Origin of the sequence: Nevskia ramosa DSM 11499 (genome assembly GCF_000420645.1) — a bacterium.
GTDB classification, from domain to species: domain Bacteria; phylum Pseudomonadota; class Gammaproteobacteria; order Nevskiales; family Nevskiaceae; genus Nevskia; species Nevskia ramosa.
This window is the reverse complement of record NZ_ATVI01000001.1, coordinates 76003-93354: the sequence shown is the minus strand read 5'-3', so window position 1 is coordinate 93354 and position 17352 is coordinate 76003. Positions and strand designations below refer to the sequence as shown.

The window sequence follows — 17352 nt, the reverse complement described above, 5'->3', positions numbered from 1 at the left end:
AAAATGCGCGGCTCGAAACACGACACCCCATGCTCCAGACCTTCAACCGCCTGAACCTGCTGACCCTGGTTCTCACCTTCTGCCTGATCGTGCTCGGTGCTTACGTGCGCCTGTCGCACGCAGGTTTGGGCTGCCCGGACTGGCCCGGCTGCTATGGCCACATCGGCGTGCCGGATGCCGCGCATGAGGTCGCCGCCGCCGAAGCCGCGTATCCGGAACGGCCTGTACAGGCGCCGAAAGCCTGGAAGGAGATGGTCCATCGCTATCTCGCCGGCATCGTCGGCTTGCTGATCGGAGCGCTGGCCGCGCTCGCTTGGCGTGATCGCAGCCACCGTCTGCCGCGTGGTCTGGCGACGGCTACCATCGGCGTGGTGCTGGTGCAGATCGTCTTCGGGGCGTTGACGGTTACTTTGAAGGTGAAGCCGATCATCGTCACCACCCATCTGCTGCTGGGTTTGACGACCTTGTCGCTGGTGTTCTGGATGTGGCTGGGGACGCGGGCGCCATCCGATCAACCGCAAGCCGCGCCGCTGCGTGCTGCCTTGCTGAAGCCGCTGTCGATCGCCGCGCTGCTGCTGCTCTGCGGTCAGATCTTTCTCGGCGGCTGGACCAGCACCAACTACGCCGCGCTGGCCTGTCCGGACTTCCCGGCCTGTCACGGCAGCTTCGCGCCGAAGGGCGAGCTCGGCGTGGCCTTCAAGCTGTGGCACGGCTTGGGCATCGATTACGAAGGCGGCATTCTCGATGTCGCAGCCCGTGCGACGATCCACATCGTCCATCGCTACGGGGCACTGGTATTGAGTCTGGTGCTGATCGGTATCGCTGCCTATTTGCTGAGCCTGAAGCGGGCGCTCTACCGACAGCTCGCGCTGGCGCTGCTGGGCGCGCTGGCGCTGCAGGTGCTCATCGGTGTCGGGCTGATCCACCTGCAACTGCCGCTATGGCTGGCTGACGCCCACAACGCCGGTGCGGCGCTGCTGCTGCTGGCGGTGCTGGCATTGAATCATGCGGTTTGGCAGGGAGGTCTGGCACGGTGCCCCGCCTCGTCCAGCGCAGACCTTGAGTCCCGAGCCGAACGATCATGAGCAGACCCCCCTCCTCGCTGAAAGCCCAGGCCGTGCCTGGTGCCGATGCGGTCGCTGCCGCACCGGTGTCGCGCAGCCGCGAGTACTACGAGCTGTGCAAGCCGCGCGTAGTGATGCTGATCGTGTTCACCGCAATCGTCGGCATGTTCCTCGCCGTGCCCGGCTTGCCGCCGTTCGCGGCGCTGATCTGGGGCACGCTGGGCATCTCGCTGCAGGCGGCTTCTGCGGCGGCGGTCAATCAGATCATCGATCGTGAAATCGACGCCCGCATGGCGCGCACCTGCGGCCGGCCGCTGGTCACCGGCACCTTGAGCCTGACCGAGTCGATCGCCTTCGCGACCTTTCTCGGTCTCGCCGGCTTCATCGTGCTGTGGTTCCTGGTCAACCCGCTGACCGCCGTGCTGACGCAGCTCACGCTGGTTGGCTATGCCGGCGTCTACACACTGTTCCTGAAGCGGGCGACGCCGCAGAACATCGTCATCGGCGGCGCTTCCGGTGCGGCACCGCCAGTGCTCGGCTGGGCGGCGGTCACTGGTACGGTCGATCCGCATGCGCTGATCCTGTTCCTGATCATCTTCATCTGGACGCCACCGCACTTCTGGGTGCTGGCGATTGAGCGCCGCGAGGAATACGCCAAGGTCGGCGTGCCGATGCTGCCGGTCACCCACGGCGTGGACTACACCGCGACCCAGGTGCTGCTTTACACCTTCCTGTTGATCGCCGTGACCATCATGCCGTTCGCGGTCGGCATGAGCGGCTGGCTGTACCTGGTGGCCGCGCTCGGGCTGGGCGGCCGCTTCCTGCAGCTGGCTTTCCAGATCAAGTTTGCGCCGCGCAAGGGCCTGAACATGAAGACCTTCGGATACTCGATCGTCTATCTGATGGGCATTTTCACGGCGCTGCTGGTCGATCATTACCTGATCTGAGCGGGAGGTCGGCATCCACAAAAAAGCCCGGCATTGCCGGGCTTTTGCGTATCGGAGCCGATGATCAGGCCGGCTCTGCTTCGACCTCGATCGCCTTGCGCAGCTTCTTCATCGCCGCGACCTCGATCTGGCGAATGCGCTCGGCCGACACGCCGTACTCGTCGCCAAGTTCCTGCAGGCCTGCCTTCGATTCATCAGCCAGCCAGCGGCGCTTCAGGATGTCGCGCGAACGATCGTCGAGTGCCGCCAGTGCGGTGCTCATCCGGGCTTCGCGGGCGTCCTGCCACTCGGCTTCCTCGATCGCCGAGTAGGCGTCGTGACGATCGGCCAGATAATCCTCGGGGACGAACGAGGACTCTTCGCCATCGTCCGGCGAAGCGCTGAACGACACATCGGCGCCGCCGAGGCGCGATTCCATCTGCAGCACTTCTTCGGGCTTGACCTTCAGATCCTTGGCCACCGCCTCGACTTCCGACTGGGTCATCCAGCCGAGGTGGGTCTTGGACTTGCGCAGGTTGAAGAACAGCTTGCGCTGCGCCTTGGTCGTGGCGATCTTGACGATGCGCCAGTTCTTCAAGATGTACTCGTGGATCTCGGCCTTGATCCAGTGCACGGCGAAACTGATCAGACGCACGCCGACACCCGGATCGAAACGCTTCACGGCCTTCATCAGGCCGATGTTGCCTTCCTGGATCAGATCGGACAGCGGCAGGCCGTAGCCCTGATAGCCGCGGGCGATATGGACGACGAAGCGCAGGTTCGACAGCACCAGTTTCTGCGCCGACGCGAGATTGCCGTCGTCGTGCAGTTCGTGCGCGAGCTTCTGTTCTTCGTCTGGCGTCAGCAGCGGAATCTGGCTGACCGACCGGATGTAGGTATCAAGGCTGCCGGCCAGCGGCACCGGAAACGAAGCAGCCCGTGGTGATAGTGCGAGAGCAGTCATCATGGTCCCCGTGTTTCGCAAAATATTAGCACTCGCGAAATTGGAGTGCTAAGACCAAAAGAAGTTCACCACAAAATTCGAAGTTCGATAGCCTCAAAGCATCGAGCAGCATAGACCTGCGGACTGGCGTCGAGGTTCAATCCGGCTCGATGCCACCGAGGTGGCGACCCACCGTCCAAAAGGCTGCCAGCCAGCCCAAAGCGGCACCGGTGGCGAACATGGCGAATACCGTGTCGGCCGCCAGCGCACCGAAGCCCGCGCCTACCCCGTACAGGCCGGCCAGATTCGCCGCTGGTTCTGACAAGGCAACTTGCGCGCCAATCACCATCAGGCAGGCCAGCAGCGCGCCGGTCAGGCCGTACCACAGGCCGGTATAAAGGAATGGCCGGCGAATGAAGCCATTCGAGGCGCCGATCACCTTGAGCACGACGATTTCCTCGCGTCTGGCCGAGATATCGAGCCGGATGGTGTTGGCGACCACCGCCAGCACGGCGATCGCCAGCGCCCCGGCGATCAGCAGCACCAGGCGTTCGACGATGGCGAGAATCGCGTACAGCCGCTCCAGCCACTCGCGATCCAGCCGCGCGCTTTCGACTTCCGGCAGCTTGGTCATCTCGTCGAGCATCGCCGAGGCCTGCGCCTTCGGCGCCTTGCTGTCCGGGGTAACGACGATCACCGCCGGCAGCGGATTGCTGTCGAGGATGTCCAGCGCTTCGCCGAAACCGGAGTGGGCCTTGAACTCGGCCAGTGCCTGATCGCGCGAGATGTAGCGGGCTTCGGCGACGCCGGGACGCTTGGCGAGCGTGGCGGCCAGCGCGCGGCCGGCGTTGTCGTCGAGGTTGTCGCGCAGGAACAATGAGGCGCGCAGCGAACCTTTGAGGCCGCTGGAAGCCGCATCGAGGCTGCCGAGCACCGAATACAGGCCGGCCGGCAGCGCCAGGGTCACGCCGATCACGAATGCGGTCAGCAAGGTGCCGAACGGCCGCCGCTTCAGCTGATCCAGGGTCGCGGCGATCGCCCGCGTGTGCTCGAGCAGCCAGCGCGAGAAGCCGCTCGGAGTGTTGCCGACTCGCCGTGCATTGCTCATGCGTCCTGCTCCTCGGCGTCATCGGCGTAGTCGAATTCGCTGGCCTTGACCTGGGTCAGCAGGCCTTTTTCCAGTCGCAGGATGCGATGCGGCAGCCGCGAGATCAGGCCCAGCGCATGGGTGGCGACCAGCACGCTGACGCCGACTTCATTGAAGCGGTTGAACAGCTGCATCACTTCCTGCGCCATTTCCGGATCGAGGTTGCCGGTCGGTTCGTCGGCGATCAGCAACCGCGGCTTGGCGACCACCGCACGGGCGATGCCGACTCTCTGCTGCTCGCCGCCGGACAAAGTCTGCGGCCAGTGGCGTTCCTTGCCGCGGAGGCCCACCGCATCGAGCGCCGCCCGCACGCGCCGGGCGATGTCATCGCCACTGTGGCCGCGGATGATCAGCGGCATCGCCACGTTGTCGAACACCGTGCGATCGGGCAGCAGATTGAAGTTCTGGAAGATCATGCCGAACTGCCGCCGATAGGCCGGCACTTCGCTCGGGCGCAGCGCCGACAGTCGCTGGCCATCGACGATGATCTCTCCGAGCGTCGGCCGGGCCAGACGGGCGATCAGCTTCAGCATCGTCGACTTGCCGGCGCCGCTCGGGCCGGTCAGGAAGGCCATTTCGCCACGCGCCAGTGCGAAGTTGGCGTTGCTGAGAATTTCCCGGCTGCTGTCGCCATAGTGATGGCTGACGCCGGTGAAGCGGATCAGCGCGTCGTTGCTCACCGTGGCTCTCCCAGTGCCGCGCCGCCGACCAGCGCTTCGGCATAGGCCTCGGCGTCGAACACGTCGAGATCGTCGATCGCTTCGCCGAGACCGACATAGCGCACCGGCAGCGCCAGCCGCTTGGCGATCGCCAGCAGCACGCCGCCTTTCGCGGTGCCATCGAGCTTGGTGATGGTCAGGCCGGTCAGGCCGATCGCTTCGTGGAATTGCACGGCCTGGTTCAGCGCATTGCCGCCGGCGGTGCCATCGACCACCAGCATCACCTCGTGCGGCGCATAGGCATCGAGCTTCTGGACGACGCGGCGAATCTTGCGCAGTTCGTCCATCAGATGGCTCTGGGTATGCAGACGGCCGGCGGTATCGGCGATCACCACGTCGATGCCGCGCGCTTTCGCGGCCTGCACCGCGTCGAAGATCACCGAGGCCGAATCGGCGCCGGCGCCTTGAGAAAGAATCGGCACGCCAGCGCGCTCGGACCAGGTGGTCAGCTGCTCGACCGCTGCCGCGCGGAAGGTATCGCCAGCGGCCAGCAGCACGCTCTTGCCTTCCTTTTTCATCTTCGCGGCCATCTTGCCGATCGTCGTGGTCTTGCCGGCGCCGTTGATGCCGGCGACGAAGATCACATAAGGCTTGATGTAGCTCGGCACCAGCAGCGGCTTGGCGCAGGGCCCGATGATGGCGAGCAGCGCTTTCTTCAGTTCCTTGCGCAGCTGCGCCTCGGTCTTGATCCGGCCAGCCATCACCTCGTTGCGTAACGTATCGCAGAGCTGGGTGGTGGCCTCGACGCCGGCATCGGCGATCAGCAGGCGCTCTTCGATGATCTCGATGGCATCGTCGTTGAGCTTTTCATCGGTGAACAGGCGGCCGAGGTCATAGGTCAGCCAGGAATCGCCCTTGTTGATCTTCTTCCGTAGCTTGGCGACGAAGCCGGCGTTGTCGCTCATGCCGCTTTCAGCTCCGCAAAGGCTTCCCGCGCCGCTGCAATCGTCAGCTCGACCTCGCGCGGGCCGTGCGCGGCCGAGACGAAGCCGGCCTCGTAGGCTGAGGGCGCCAGATAAATGCCGCGCTCGAGCATGGCGTGGAAGAAGCGCTTGAAGTGTTCGAGATTGCAGGCCGTGACTTCGGCGAAGCTGGTGATCGCCGGCTTGTCGGTGAAGAACAGCCCGAACATCGAGCCGAGCTGCACCGTCGTGAACGGGATGCCGGCGGCCTTCGCTTCGGCATCGAGGCCGGCGAGCAGCGCGGCAGTCGTCGCTTCCAGATGCGTGTAGATCGCGGCGTCATCGAGTGCGGTCAGCAGTGCGATGCCGGCAGCCATCGCCAGCGGATTTCCGGACAAGGTACCGGCCTGGTAGACCGGGCCGGCCGGAGACAGCTTCTGCATGATGTCGCGGCGGCCGCCGAAGGCGCCGACCGGCAGGCCGCCACCGATGATCTTGCCCAGGGTGACCATGTCCGGCGTGATGCCGTAGACGCCGGCCGCGCCCTTCGGGCCGACGCGGAAGCCGGTCATCACTTCGTCGAAGATCAGCAGCGCACCATCGGCCTTGCACAGCGTCTGCAGCCCTTCGAGAAAGCCCGGCTTCGGCAGGATGCAGTTCATGTTGCCCGCCACCGGCTCGACGATCACGCAGGCGATCTTGCCGGCATTGGCCTTGAACAGAGCCTCGACGGAGGCCAGATCGTTGTAATCGGCCGTCAAGGTGTACTTGGCGAAATCGGCCGGCACGCCCGGCGAGGTCGGCACGCCGAAGGTCAGTGCGCCGGAGCCGGCCTTGACCAAGAGCGAGTCCGAATGGCCGTGGTAGCAGCCTTCGAACTTCAGGATCATGTCGCGACCGGTATAGCCGCGGGCCAGGCGCAGCGCGCTCATCGTCGCTTCGGTGCCGCTCGAACACAGGCGTACCTGTTCGAGCCCCGGCACGCGGGCGCAGAGCAGTTCGGCCATGGCGATCTCGGCTTCGGTCGGCGCGCCGTAGGACACACCAATCTGCGCCTGCCTGATGATCGCGTCGCGCACCGCCGGGTGCTGATGGCCGAGGATCATCGGCCCCCAGCTGCCGATGTAGTCGACATAGGTCTTGCCGTCGGCATCGGTGATCGTTGCGCCATCGGCGGAGGCGATGAAGCGGGGCGTGCCACCGACAGCGCGGAAGGCGCGCACCGGGGAATTGACGCCGCCGGGGATCGAGGCCTGGGCGCGGCTGAACAGCTGGTCGGAACGGGATTCGCTTGTGGACATGGGACGGCAGTTTCCAGGGTTCTTCGAATCAGGAGGCGACGAACAGCGCGCAATAGGCGCGGGCGCGGCTTTCGATGCCGGCCGGTTCGCCATCGCCGAACAGGCCGTCGACGGCGGCCAGCCAGTCGGCACCAGCGGTGATCAGCAGCGCGCCATTATCCGGCGTAATGCCGCCGATTGCGCACAGCGGCACGACAAGGCGGCTGCGAGCCGCGGTCAGCGTGGCCAGCGAAGCCGGCGGCGCGTCGGGCTTGGTGTTGGAGGCGAAGTAGCGGCCGAAGGCGACATAGCTGGCGCCCGCCACAATCGCGGTTTCGGCACGGGCCAGCGAGTCACCGCAGCTGGCGCCGATCAGCGCTTGCGGGCCGAGCCGCGCGCGGGCTTCGCTCAGCGAACCATCGGAGGCGCCGAGATGCGCGCCGTCGGCGCCGATCCGCGCCGCGAGCGCGGCATCGTCATTGATGATCAGCCGCCCGCCGTGCGCGCGGCACAGCGCCAGCAGGGCGATGGCGTTCTGCTCGCGACGCGCCGGCGCGCTGCGCTTGTCTCGGTACTGCAGCAGCACGGCTCCGCCCACAAGCGCGGCTGCACAGGCGGCGAGCAGGCGGGAAGGATTGTCGGCCAGCGCATCCGGCGTGACGGCGTACAGGCCGCGTGGGGAGCCGTTCATGCCGGCAGTCTGCCCGGGATACGGCGCCCGCTGCCGACCGCGATCGCCCGTGCCAGTGCAGCCTGCGTCCACCGCTGGCCGGCATCGATCGCGTCATCGATGGAATCGCCCAGCGCCAGCCGCGCGGCGATGGCACTGGCCAGCGTGCAGCCGGCACCGTGGAAGGTTTCCGGCAGACGCGGCCATTGCCAGCGCTGTGCCGTCATCTCTCTTCCGTAACTGTGATTGACGACCGATGCGCCGGGTTCGTCGCCACCGGTGATCAGCACCCGCATGCAGCCATCGGTGACCAGTGCCGCGCCGCAGTCAGCGAGATCGGCGCCATCTGGCACTAGGCGTCGCGCTTCGGCGGCGTTCGGCGTCAGCACCGTCACCAGCGGCAGCAACTGCGCGCGAAGCGCGGCCGGAAACGCGTCGGCGACCAAGTCGGTGCCGCCGCCGGCCCGCAGCACTGGATCGCAGACCACTGGCACCGCCAGCCTTGCGAGATGGGCGACGATCACTGGCAGCTGCGCGATGCTGCCGAGCAGGCCGAGCTTGACCGCGTCGGGCCGCGCGTCGGCTAGCAGCACGCTCAGCTGTTCGTCGAGCAGGGTCGGGTCGGTAACGACCACGCGGCGGACATTGCGGGAGTCCTGCACGGTCAGCGCCGTAACCAGACTCAGCGTGTGAATGCGGTGTGCGGCCAGGGTTTCGATGTCGGCCTGCAGGCCGGCGCCGCCAACCGGATCGAGGCCGGACAGGCACAGCACACGAGGAAGGGAAAAAGCCATGCGTGCAGTCTATAAGCGGCAAACAAAAAAGGCTTGACAGCATCGATCGCATGACGTTGCTGCTAAGCACTTATGCACATCGTCAGGCAGCGAATGCCGCAAAGCCCCGGTATTGCGACATAAATCTGTCAAAAACCATAAAAAACACTGCAAACCATTGATATAAATAAACAAAGTAACTTGGTCAGAAATTAGGCGCAGGGCCAAAAACCCATGTGCGGACCGCTACTTAGCGGCGCTGCCCCGGCCTTGTTCACAGGCTTATCCACAGCTGCTGTGTGCGAACCGGGCTTCTTCTTAGATTTCAGTACTTAAGCCAGCTTTCTTCAAGTAAAGCGGAGATCCGCCCTCAATCGGTGCAGATCACCGCCACATCAATGCAGATCGGCCAGATAGTCGCTTCCAAGGGCTTGCATCTGGTCTTCGATCTGATTGGCGCGGCCGAGCACGTAGGCTGACGGCCGATCAACCCTGAGCCGCACCGGATTCGGCAGCACGGCGGCGAGCAGTGCCGCTTCGCTGCGGCTGAGCCGGGCGGCAGGCTTGTGGAAGTAAATCTGGGCGGCCGCTTCGACGCCATAAACACCCGGGCCGAACTGCGCGATGTTCAGATACATCTCGAGGACCCGCCGCTTCGGCCAGAAGGTTTCGATCAGCAAGGTGTAGCCGACTTCCAGCCCCTTGCGGACGTAACTGCGTCCGGACCACAGGAACAGGTTCTTGGCGGTCTGCTGGCTGATCGTCGACGCACCGCGCATGCGCCGCGAGCGCTTGTTGTGATCCAGCGCCTTGTCGATCGCTTCGAAATCGAAACCCCAATGCTCCGGGAATTTCTGATCTTCGGCAGCGACCATCGCCAGCCCGGCGACCGGCGCGATGCGCTGCCAGGGCACCCAGTCATAACGAATCTCGGGCGCATCGGACGCGATCATGAACGCGCTGGTGAACGGCGGCACGACCCGCAGGATCAGCACCTGCAGCACCGCGAACGCGGCGATCGCGAATGGCGCCAGCAGCAGCCATTGCCAGATGAGCAGGCGAGGACGTCGGAAGCGCTTCATGGCCGGTCATTCCGGTTGGGCGGCGGCGGTTCGTCGTCCGCCAGGGTGTAGACCGGCAGCGACCAGTTCCAGACGATCGCCCCGAGCCGGAAACCGGCGATCGCGACCATGCCAAGCACGGTTGCCGGCACGCGCTCCATGCCCAGTTCGAGTGCCGCGACGTACAGACTGGCGCCGACGATCACCGCGGTTGCGTAGATGTTGCCCTTGCGCAGGATCATCGGGATGTCATTGCACAGCACGTCCCGCAGCAGGCCGCCGAATGAAGCCGTGATCGTCGCCATCATCACCGCGATGACGCCGGAATGGCCGGCACTCAGCGCCACCTGGGCGCCGGCAATCGAGAAGAACGCCAGCCCGAAAGCATCGGCGACTTGCAGGATCTGCGTGGGCGGCCGTACCCAACGGGTATACGGAATGGTCAGCAGGGCCGCCACGATGATCACCACGACGTAGAGCGGATCGGCAATCCAGAACACCGGATGACGATCGAGCAGCAGATCGCGAATGGTGCCGCCACCGGTGGCAGTGACCAGCGCGATGACCACGACACCGAGCACATCCAGCGACTTGCGCCCAGCCGCCAGCGCGCCGCTGACCGCGAACACGGCCACGCCGCAATAGTCGAGTAGATGCAGGATCTTCATGCGCCGCGCAGCTTACGGCCGGGCTGTGCGGCTGTCATTGCGTACTGTCTCGCAACGCGGCTGCGGACTGCTCAGTGCGGGACTGGCAGCCCGAGGTTCTTCCAGAGCCGCAAGGTCGGGTCGGCCTGATTCAAGGTGTAGAAGTGGATGCCCGGCGCACCGCCGTTCAGCACCGCTTCGCAGACCCGGGTGACGACATCCAACCCGAAGTCGAGCAGCGCCGGTTTGTCGTCCTGCAACTGCTCGAGACGCAGACGAACATAGCGCGGGATATCGGCACCGCAGGCAGCCGAGAAGCGGCTCAGCTGGGCGTGGTTGGTGATCGGCATGATGCCGGCGATCACCGGAATCGTGATGTTGGCCTTGGCGCAGCGTTCGAGAAAATCGAAGTAGGCATCGGCGACATAGAAATACTGGGTGATCGCGGCGTGGGCGCCCGCGTCGACCTTGCGCCGGAAGGCGTCGAAATCGGCCGTCGGGTTCAGTGCCTGCGGGTGCATTTCCGGATAGGCGGCGACTTCCAGCTGGAAGGTGTCGCCATGGGTTTCCTGGACGAACGACACCAGCTCGTTTGCGTAGCGGAAATCGCCCGGTGCGCCGGTGCCGATGGCGGTGGCCGGCAAGTCGCCACGCAAGGCGACGATGCGCTTCACGCCCGCCGCCTTGTAACGATCAAGCAGGCTGGCGATTTTCGCGCGCGAGGAGCCGACGCAAGTCAGATGCGGCGCCGCTTCGATGCCGGTCTTCTCGACCACCTTGACCACGGTGTCGTAGGTGCCGTCCTGATCGGAGCCGCCGGCGCCGTAGGTCACCGAGAAATACTTCGGCTGCACCGCCGCAAGCTGAGCGGCGATGTTCGGTAATTTCGCGACGCCTTCGGGCGTGCGCGGGGGAAACAGTTCAAACGAAAACTGCGGTGCGACGGCGCTCACAGGCGTTTCTCGTAAAAGTGACGGTCATGGCCGTCGCTGTAGTTCTGGATGCAGCCGAAGCGGGTGTAGCCCAGCTTCTCGTAGAAACGCGGCGCCTGGAACTCGAAGGTATCGAGAAAGATGCCGCGGTACTTCTTCTCGCGTGTCGCCCGTTCAGCCTCGGCCATCAGCGCCGAGCCCAGGCCGGTACGGCGATAAGGCTCGGCGATCACGAGAATATCCACGTGCAGCCAGTAGCTGCGCCACTCGCCCAGCAGACCGCCGATGAGGCAGCCTGCTGGATCGCGTGCAGCCAGTTGAAAAGGGCCGAATGGCGCACGGCCGATGAACTGCTTGTTGTAGTCCCTCAGCAGTTCAAGGATGGCAGCCGCGGTATCGGTGTCTTGATCCGCGACTGCCGTGATCGACCAGGCGCCCGTCACGCCAGCCTCAGTAGCGGTAGTGATCCGGCTTGTACGGACCTTCCACCGGCACGCCGAGGTATTCGGCCTGCGCAGCGGTGAGCTTGGTCAGCTTCACGCCGATCTGCTCCAGATGCAGCGCCGCCACTTCTTCGTCCAGCTTCTTCGGCAGGCGATAAACGGTCTTCTCGTAGCTGTCCTTGTTCTTCCAGAGATCGATCTGCGCGAGCGTCTGGTTGGAGAACGAGTTGCTCATCACGAACGCCGGATGGCCATTGGCGCAACCGAGGTTCACCAGGCGGCCTTCGGCAAGAATGTAAATGCTCTTGCCACCCGGGAAGGTGTAGTGATCGACCTGCGGCTTGATGTTCATCTTCACGACACCATCGGCGGCGTTCAGACGATCCATCTGGATTTCGTTGTCGAAGTGGCCGATGTTGCAGACCAGCGCGTTGTGCTTCATCGCCTTCATGTGCTCGAGGGTGATGATGTCCTTGTTGCCGGTGGTGGTGACGTAGATGTCCGCCAGGCCCAGCGTGTCTTCGACGGTATCGACCTGGAAGCCTTCCATCGCCGCTTGCAGCGCGTTGATGGGGTCGATCTCGGTGACGATCACGCGCGCGCCGAGGCCACGCAGGCTGTGCGCCGAGCCCTTGCCGACGTCACCGTAGCCGCAGACCACGGCGACCTTGCCGGCGATCATCAGATCGGTGGCGCGCTTGATGCCGTCGGCCAGCGATTCGCGGCAACCGTAGAGATTGTCGAACTTCGATTTGGTGACCGAGTCATTGACGTTGATCGCCGGCACCAGCAGCTTGCCGGCCTCGACCATCTGGTACAGGCGGTGCACGCCGGTGGTGGTCTCTTCCGAAACGCCGCGCCAGTCCTTGACCACGCGCGTCCAGAAGCCGGGACGTTCGACCGCGACCTTCTTGAGCAGGTCCTTGATGACCTTGATCTCATGGTTGTCGGACGGCGTGTTGACCCAGTCCGAACCGTTTTCCAACTCGTAGCCCTTGTGGATCAGCAGGGTCACGTCGCCGCCGTCGTCGACCACCAGCTCGGGGCCGGTCAGTGTGCCGTCGGGCAGGGTGTGGGTGATCGAATCCAGCGCCAGATCCCAGTATTCCTCCAGCGTTTCACCCTTCCAGGCGAACACCGGCGTGCCGGCGGCGGCGACTGCAGCGGCGGAGTCGTCCGAGGTCGAAAAGATGTTGCAGCTGGCCCAGCGCACCGAAGCGCCGAGGTGGCCGAGGGTTTCCAGCAGCACGGCCGTTTCCTTGGTCATGTGCAGGGAGCCGGTCAGACGCACGCCCTTCAGCGGCTGCAGCGGCGCGTACTTGGCGCGGATCGACATCAGGCCGGGCATTTCTTCTTCGGCCATGCGGATGCGCTTGCGGCCGAATTCGGCCAGCGAGATGTCGCGGACCTTGAAATCGGTGAACGGGACAACGGGTTTCAGGACAGCATTCATGAGCATCGCTCCAGTGTAGAAATCGATTGGAACGGGCGCCGTTGCTGAAAGCCTGCCCCCGAGCCTGGCCGTCATCGCGTGGCGACGGTCGCAGCGCCCCTCGGGAGTCGTGGCAGGCATTGTATTCGCCTATGCGGATAAAAGGATAGACAGGAGCCGGACGGTTCGACCGGCGGCCCGGGCCAGCCGTTTCATGGCGAACTCGGCATCGGCTTTGCGTACCAAGGACCATGGATAACTCGACCAGCGACACCCGTAACGCCCGCAATGCCGCTGATGCCCCGCTGCGCGAGAACGTGCGCCGCATCGGTGCGACGGTTGGTGAAATGCTTGCCGAGCAGCACGGCGCGGCGTTTCTCGACGGCGTCGAAACGGTGCGCACCACGGCCATCCGTCGCCGCGAAGGCACCGCCACCTCGCAGGAATTGTCAGCGCTGCTTTCCGATCTGCCGGTGGTCCAGGCCGAATGGCTGACGCGGGCGTTCTCGACCTACTTCCAGGGCGTCAACATTGCCGAGCGTGTGCATCGCATCCGCCGTCGCCGCGATTACGAACGGGCCGGCGCCGCCGCCCAGCCGGACAGCCTGCTCGACGCGCTGCACACCCTGAAAGCGGCCGGCGTCAGCGCCCGCGAACTGCTGCTGTGGCTCGGCCGGCTCGATGTCGAACCGGTATTCACCGCCCATCCGACCGAAGCGGTGCGCGGTTCGATCCTGGAGAAGGAGCAGCAGATCGTCCGCTGCCTGGTCAACGAATTCGATCCCAGCCTCACCGGCCCGGAGCGCGCCGCCGACTGGGGCCGCCTGCGGGTGGCGCTGACCGCCAGCTGGCAGACCCGCGAAACCGCCGCGGCGCGGCCCACCGTGCAGGACGAATGCGACCACGTCGGCTTCTATCTGAGCGGCGCGATCTACAACATCGTGCCGGCGTTCTACGAAGCCTTCGAGGATGCGATCCGCACCGTTTACGGCACTGAAGTCGAGATGCCGCGTCTGTTGCGCTTCGGCTCCTGGGTCGGCGGTGATATGGACGGCAACCCGAATGTCGGCGCCGACACCATTGCCGACACGCTGAAAAGCCAGCGCGCGCGGATTCTCGAACGCTATGCGGCCGAGGTCGGCGAACTGTCCGACTCCTTGAGCCAGACCGCGGACCGCGTCGATGTCGCCGGCGAACTGCTGCGCCGCATTGCCGCTTACAAGACGCTGCTGCCGGAAGCCGGCGCCGCCTTGAAGCCACGCCATGGCGACATGCCGTATCGCCTGTTCCTGACCTTGATCCGCGCGCGTCTGCGCGCCACAGCCCACGATGAAGACGGCGGCTACGAGAACGCCGAAGCCTTCCGGGCCGATATCGAACTGGTCGCCGAAAGTCTGCTCGCCGGCAAGGGCCTGAACGCCGGCTGGTACGCGGTGCGCCGCTTGCTCTGGCGAGTGCGGACTTTCGGCTTTCATCTGGCGCGGCTTGATTGCCGCCAGGATTCGCGGGTCCATGCCAAAGCCATCGATGCGCTGATCGGCAATCCGGAATGGGCGGACCTTGCGGGCGACGCGCAGACCGAAAGCCTGCGTCCCTATGCTGGTGCCAGCGCCACCTTCGCCGCATCTGATGACGCGACCGCCGTTCGCTGTACGGCGGTGTTCGCCACGCTTGCCGAGTCGATCAAGCGCTACGGCGCCGAGGCCATCGGCCTGTACATCATCAGCATGGCGCAGCGGGCCGCAGACGTGCTCGCGGTGCTGGCGCTGGCGCGCCACGGCGGGCTGGTCGATGAGCGCGGCCAGGTGCCGCTGGACATCGCGCCGCTGTTCGAAACCGTCGACGATCTGCGTGCCGGCCCAGACACCTTGCGCGCGCTGTTCGCCGACCCGGTCTATCGCGAACATCTCGCTGCCCGCGGCGATCGCCAGGCGGTGATGCTCGGCTACTCGGACAGCGGCAAGGACGGCGGCACGGTTGCTTCGCGATGGGGCTTGCAGCGCGCTCAGGTCGAACTGCTCGAAGCTGCGCAGGCGTTCGGCATCAAGCTCAAGTTCTTCCACGGCCGCGGTGGCTCGGCCAGCCGTGGCGGCGGCAAGATCGTCACCGCGCTGATGTCCAGCCCGCGCGGCTCGGTGGCCGGATCACTGCGGGTGACCGAGCAAGGGGAAGTCATCCACCGCAAGTACGGCATTCGCGCGCTGGCCTTGCGCAGCCTCGAACAGATGGTTGGCGCCACCTTGCGGGCGAGCTTGCGCCCGCGCATTCCGGAAGCTCGCGAAGGCGCCTGGCGCGAGGCGATGACCGCGATCTCGAATCACAGCCGCACGGCTTATCGCGGCTTCGTCGATGCGCCGGATTTCGTCGACTATTTCCGCACCGCGACGCCGATCGACATCATCGAAAAGATGACCCTCGGCAGCCGCCCAAGCCGGCGCGGCACCATGGTCGGCGTCGAAAGCCTGCGCGCCATTCCCTGGGTGTTCGCCTGGACCCAATGCCGCTCCGGCCTGACCGCCTGGTACGGCCTCGGCAGCGGTCTCGAACAGGTTGCGGCCGAACTCGGCGAAGCGCGGTTGTTCGAGATGTCACGCGATTGGGCGTTCTTCCGCGTGATGCTCGACGACACCGACATGATCCTCGCCAAGTGCGATCTCGACATCGCCGAGCGCTTCTCGAAATTGTCCGGCCCGCTGCACGAAGCCTTCTTCCCGATGATCACCGCCGAGTTCGAGCGCACCCGCCATTGGGTGCTGCGCCTGCGCGGCCAGGAAACGCTGCTGGCCAACGAGCCCCGGCTGGCCGAATCGATCCGCGTCCGCAATCCCTATGTCGACCCGATCAGCTTCCTGCAGGTTGATCTGCTGACCCGCTGGCGCGCGTCAGGCAGCAGCGATGACAGCTTGCTGAGAGCCTTGGTCGCGACGGTGAACGGCGTTGCGCAAGGGCTTCAGAATACCGGGTGAGCCATCTGCGGAGCATGGCTCCGCAGATGGCGAACGCCCGGCAAGGGATTGCTGGGCCGGGGGGCGTAACGGAGGATCAAGTCTCGCCATGGACGGCAAAACTGAACTGGAGCGATGAGTCCGCGCGACACCCACAAAAAAGGCCGCATCACTGCGGCCTTTTCGTTTCTGCGATGAAGCGCTTACTTCAGCTTCTTCGCCGCATCCTTCAGCAGTTCGGCCTTGTCCGTCTTCTCCCACGAGAACGCGGTAAAGGTTTCGCCGTTCACCGTCATTTCTTGCGGCTTGCGGCCGAAATGGCCGTAGGCGGCGGTGGCCTGATACATCGGGTGGATCAGGTCGAGCATCTTGATGATGCCGCCCGGACGCAGGTCGAAGTGCTTGCGGACCAGCTTCTCGAGCGCTTCGTCGCTGACCGCACCGGTGCCGAACGAGGTCACGAAGATTGACGTCGGTTCGGCAACACCGATCGCGTAGCTGACCTGCACTTCGCAGCGCGAGGCCAGACCTGCGGCAACGATGTTCTTGGCGACATAGCGTGCGGCGTATGCGGCCGAACGGTCGACCTTCGACGGATCCTTGCCCGAGAACGCGCCGCCACCATGACGGGCCCAGCCGCCGTAGCTGTCGACGATGATCTTGCGGCCGGTCAGGCCGCAGTCACCGACCGGGCCGCCGATCACGAAGTTGCCGGTCGGGTTGATGTGGAACTTGGTCGCCTTGGTGATCCACTTGGCCGGAATCACCGGCTTGATGATCGATTCCATGACCGCTTCACGCAGGTCCTTCAGCTTGATTTCGGGTGAGTGCTGGGTCGACAGCACGACCGCGTCGACGCCGACGGCAACGCCGTTCTCGTAGCGCAGGGTGACCTGCGACTTCGCGTCCGGGCGCAGCCAGGCAAGGCCGCCCTTCTTGGCCTTGCGGATCTTCGACTGCTGCTCGACCAGGCGATGCGAGTAGTAGATCGGCGCCGGCATCAGTTCCTTGGTTTCGTCGCAGGCGTAGCCGAACATCAGGCCCTGGTCGCCGGCGCCGATATCCTCGGCCGCCTTTTCCTTCTTCTTGGTGCCGTCGACGCCCATCGCGATGTCTGGCGACTGCTTGCCGATGATGTTCAGGATGCCGCAGGTGGCGCCGTCGAAGCCGACGTCGGAAGAGTTGTAGCCGACGTCGATGATGACCTTGCGGACCAGCGCTTCGAGGTCGACCCAGGCCGAGGTCGTGACTTCGCCGGCCACGATCGCGACGCCTGTCTTGACGAGGGTTTCGCAGGCGACGCGGGCGCGCTTGTCCTGAGCGAGGATCGCGTCGAGCACAGCGTCTGAAATCTGGTCGGCGAGCTTGTCCGGGTGGCCTTCGGAGACGGATTCGGACGTGAAGAGATAGCTGCTCGTGGCTTGAGTCACTGCGGGTTCCTCGTGTGATCGGGTCATGCGGATAAGCA

The 17352-nt window shown here is 64.9% G+C and carries 16 protein-coding genes and 1 riboswitch; of the genes, 3 read left to right on the top strand and 13 right to left on the bottom strand.

The genetic code is table 11. The features are described from left to right. Positions 1-29 precede the first annotated feature (29 nt). Together G513_RS20585 and cyoE are read left to right on the top strand one after the other, a co-directional pair. On the top strand, positions 30-1085 hold the full coding sequence (locus tag G513_RS20585; RefSeq protein WP_022974862.1) for a COX15/CtaA family protein: 1056 nt from the start codon (positions 30-32) through the stop codon (positions 1083-1085). Then, on the top strand, positions 1082-2011 hold the full coding sequence (gene cyoE / locus G513_RS0100435) for a heme o synthase (RefSeq protein WP_084711266.1): 930 nt from the start codon (positions 1082-1084) through the stop codon (positions 2009-2011). The genes G513_RS20585 and cyoE overlap by 4 nt, the downstream gene beginning before the upstream one ends. 64 nt (positions 2012-2075) lie before the next feature. Here the strand turns inward: cyoE and rpoH are convergent, their stop codons facing one another. The 12 genes from rpoH to ahcY all read right to left on the bottom strand — a co-directional run bounded on the left by rpoH (position 2076) and on the right by ahcY (position 12960). Next, positions 2076-2957 (bottom strand): RNA polymerase sigma factor RpoH, encoded by an 882-nt coding sequence (gene rpoH, locus G513_RS0100430; protein WP_022974859.1) that lies wholly within the window; start codon positions 2955-2957, stop codon positions 2076-2078. Positions 2958-3090: 133 nt separating this feature from the next. After that, positions 3091-4041, bottom strand: a complete 951-nt coding sequence (gene ftsX, locus G513_RS0100425) for a permease-like cell division protein FtsX (RefSeq protein WP_022974858.1) — start codon at positions 4039-4041, stop codon at positions 3091-3093. Further along, complete coding sequence (ftsE, locus tag G513_RS20580; RefSeq protein WP_033417068.1) at positions 4038-4745, bottom strand: cell division ATP-binding protein FtsE; 708 nt, start codon at positions 4743-4745, stop codon at positions 4038-4040. The genes ftsX and ftsE overlap by 4 nt, the downstream gene beginning before the upstream one ends. A gap of 11 nt (positions 4746-4756) precedes the next feature. Then, positions 4757-5704 carry a signal recognition particle-docking protein FtsY gene (ftsY, locus tag G513_RS20575; RefSeq protein WP_022974856.1) on the bottom strand — a complete coding sequence of 316 codons (948 nt, stop codon included), beginning with the start codon at positions 5702-5704 and terminating at the stop codon, positions 4757-4759. Continuing rightward, a complete protein-coding gene (gene hemL / locus G513_RS0100410; RefSeq protein ID WP_022974855.1) occupies positions 5701-7002 on the bottom strand; it encodes a glutamate-1-semialdehyde 2,1-aminomutase in 1302 nt (433 codons plus the stop codon). Before hemL ends, ftsY begins: the two co-directional genes overlap by 4 nt. 28 nt (positions 7003-7030) lie before the next feature. Continuing rightward, positions 7031-7672: a thiamine phosphate synthase gene (gene thiE / locus G513_RS0100405; protein ID WP_022974854.1), complete on the bottom strand. Its 642-nt coding sequence runs from the start codon at positions 7670-7672 to the stop codon at positions 7031-7033. Then, a complete protein-coding gene (gene thiD / locus G513_RS0100400; RefSeq protein ID WP_022974853.1) occupies positions 7669-8445 on the bottom strand; it encodes a bifunctional hydroxymethylpyrimidine kinase/phosphomethylpyrimidine kinase in 777 nt (258 codons plus the stop codon). Before thiD ends, thiE begins: the two co-directional genes overlap by 4 nt. 374 nt (positions 8446-8819) lie before the next feature. Continuing rightward, positions 8820-9506: a monofunctional biosynthetic peptidoglycan transglycosylase gene (gene mtgA, locus G513_RS0100395; protein WP_022974852.1), complete on the bottom strand. Its 687-nt coding sequence runs from the start codon at positions 9504-9506 to the stop codon at positions 8820-8822. Continuing rightward, entirely contained in the window at positions 9503-10153 is a 651-nt protein-coding gene (locus tag G513_RS20570) for a trimeric intracellular cation channel family protein (RefSeq protein WP_022974851.1), read from the bottom strand. The genes mtgA and G513_RS20570 overlap by 4 nt, the downstream gene beginning before the upstream one ends. A gap of 71 nt (positions 10154-10224) precedes the next feature. After that, positions 10225-11085, bottom strand: a complete 861-nt coding sequence (gene metF / locus G513_RS0100385; protein ID WP_022974850.1) for a methylenetetrahydrofolate reductase [NAD(P)H] — start codon at positions 11083-11085, stop codon at positions 10225-10227. After that, a complete protein-coding gene (locus tag G513_RS0100380; protein WP_022974849.1) occupies positions 11082-11507 on the bottom strand; it encodes a GNAT family N-acetyltransferase in 426 nt (141 codons plus the stop codon). The genes metF and G513_RS0100380 overlap by 4 nt, the downstream gene beginning before the upstream one ends. 7 nt (positions 11508-11514) lie before the next feature. Beyond that, positions 11515-12960, bottom strand: coding sequence for an adenosylhomocysteinase (gene ahcY, locus G513_RS0100375; protein ID WP_028474967.1), 1446 nt, complete (start codon positions 12958-12960; stop codon positions 11515-11517). Positions 12961-12986: 26 nt separating this feature from the next. Beyond that, a riboswitch (S-adenosyl-L-homocysteine riboswitch) is annotated at positions 12987-13068 on the bottom strand. Between the two features lie 122 nt (positions 13069-13190). Between ahcY and ppc the strand changes: the two genes are divergently transcribed. Then, on the top strand, positions 13191-15905 hold the full coding sequence (gene ppc, locus G513_RS0100370) for a phosphoenolpyruvate carboxylase (RefSeq protein WP_022974847.1): 2715 nt from the start codon (positions 13191-13193) through the stop codon (positions 15903-15905). 182 nt (positions 15906-16087) lie between these two features. On the opposite strand, the gene metK is transcribed toward ppc, so the two are convergent. Next, positions 16088-17314 (bottom strand): methionine adenosyltransferase, encoded by a 1227-nt coding sequence (metK, locus tag G513_RS0100365; RefSeq protein ID WP_022974846.1) that lies wholly within the window; start codon positions 17312-17314, stop codon positions 16088-16090. Between the last annotated feature and the right edge of the window lie 38 nt (positions 17315-17352).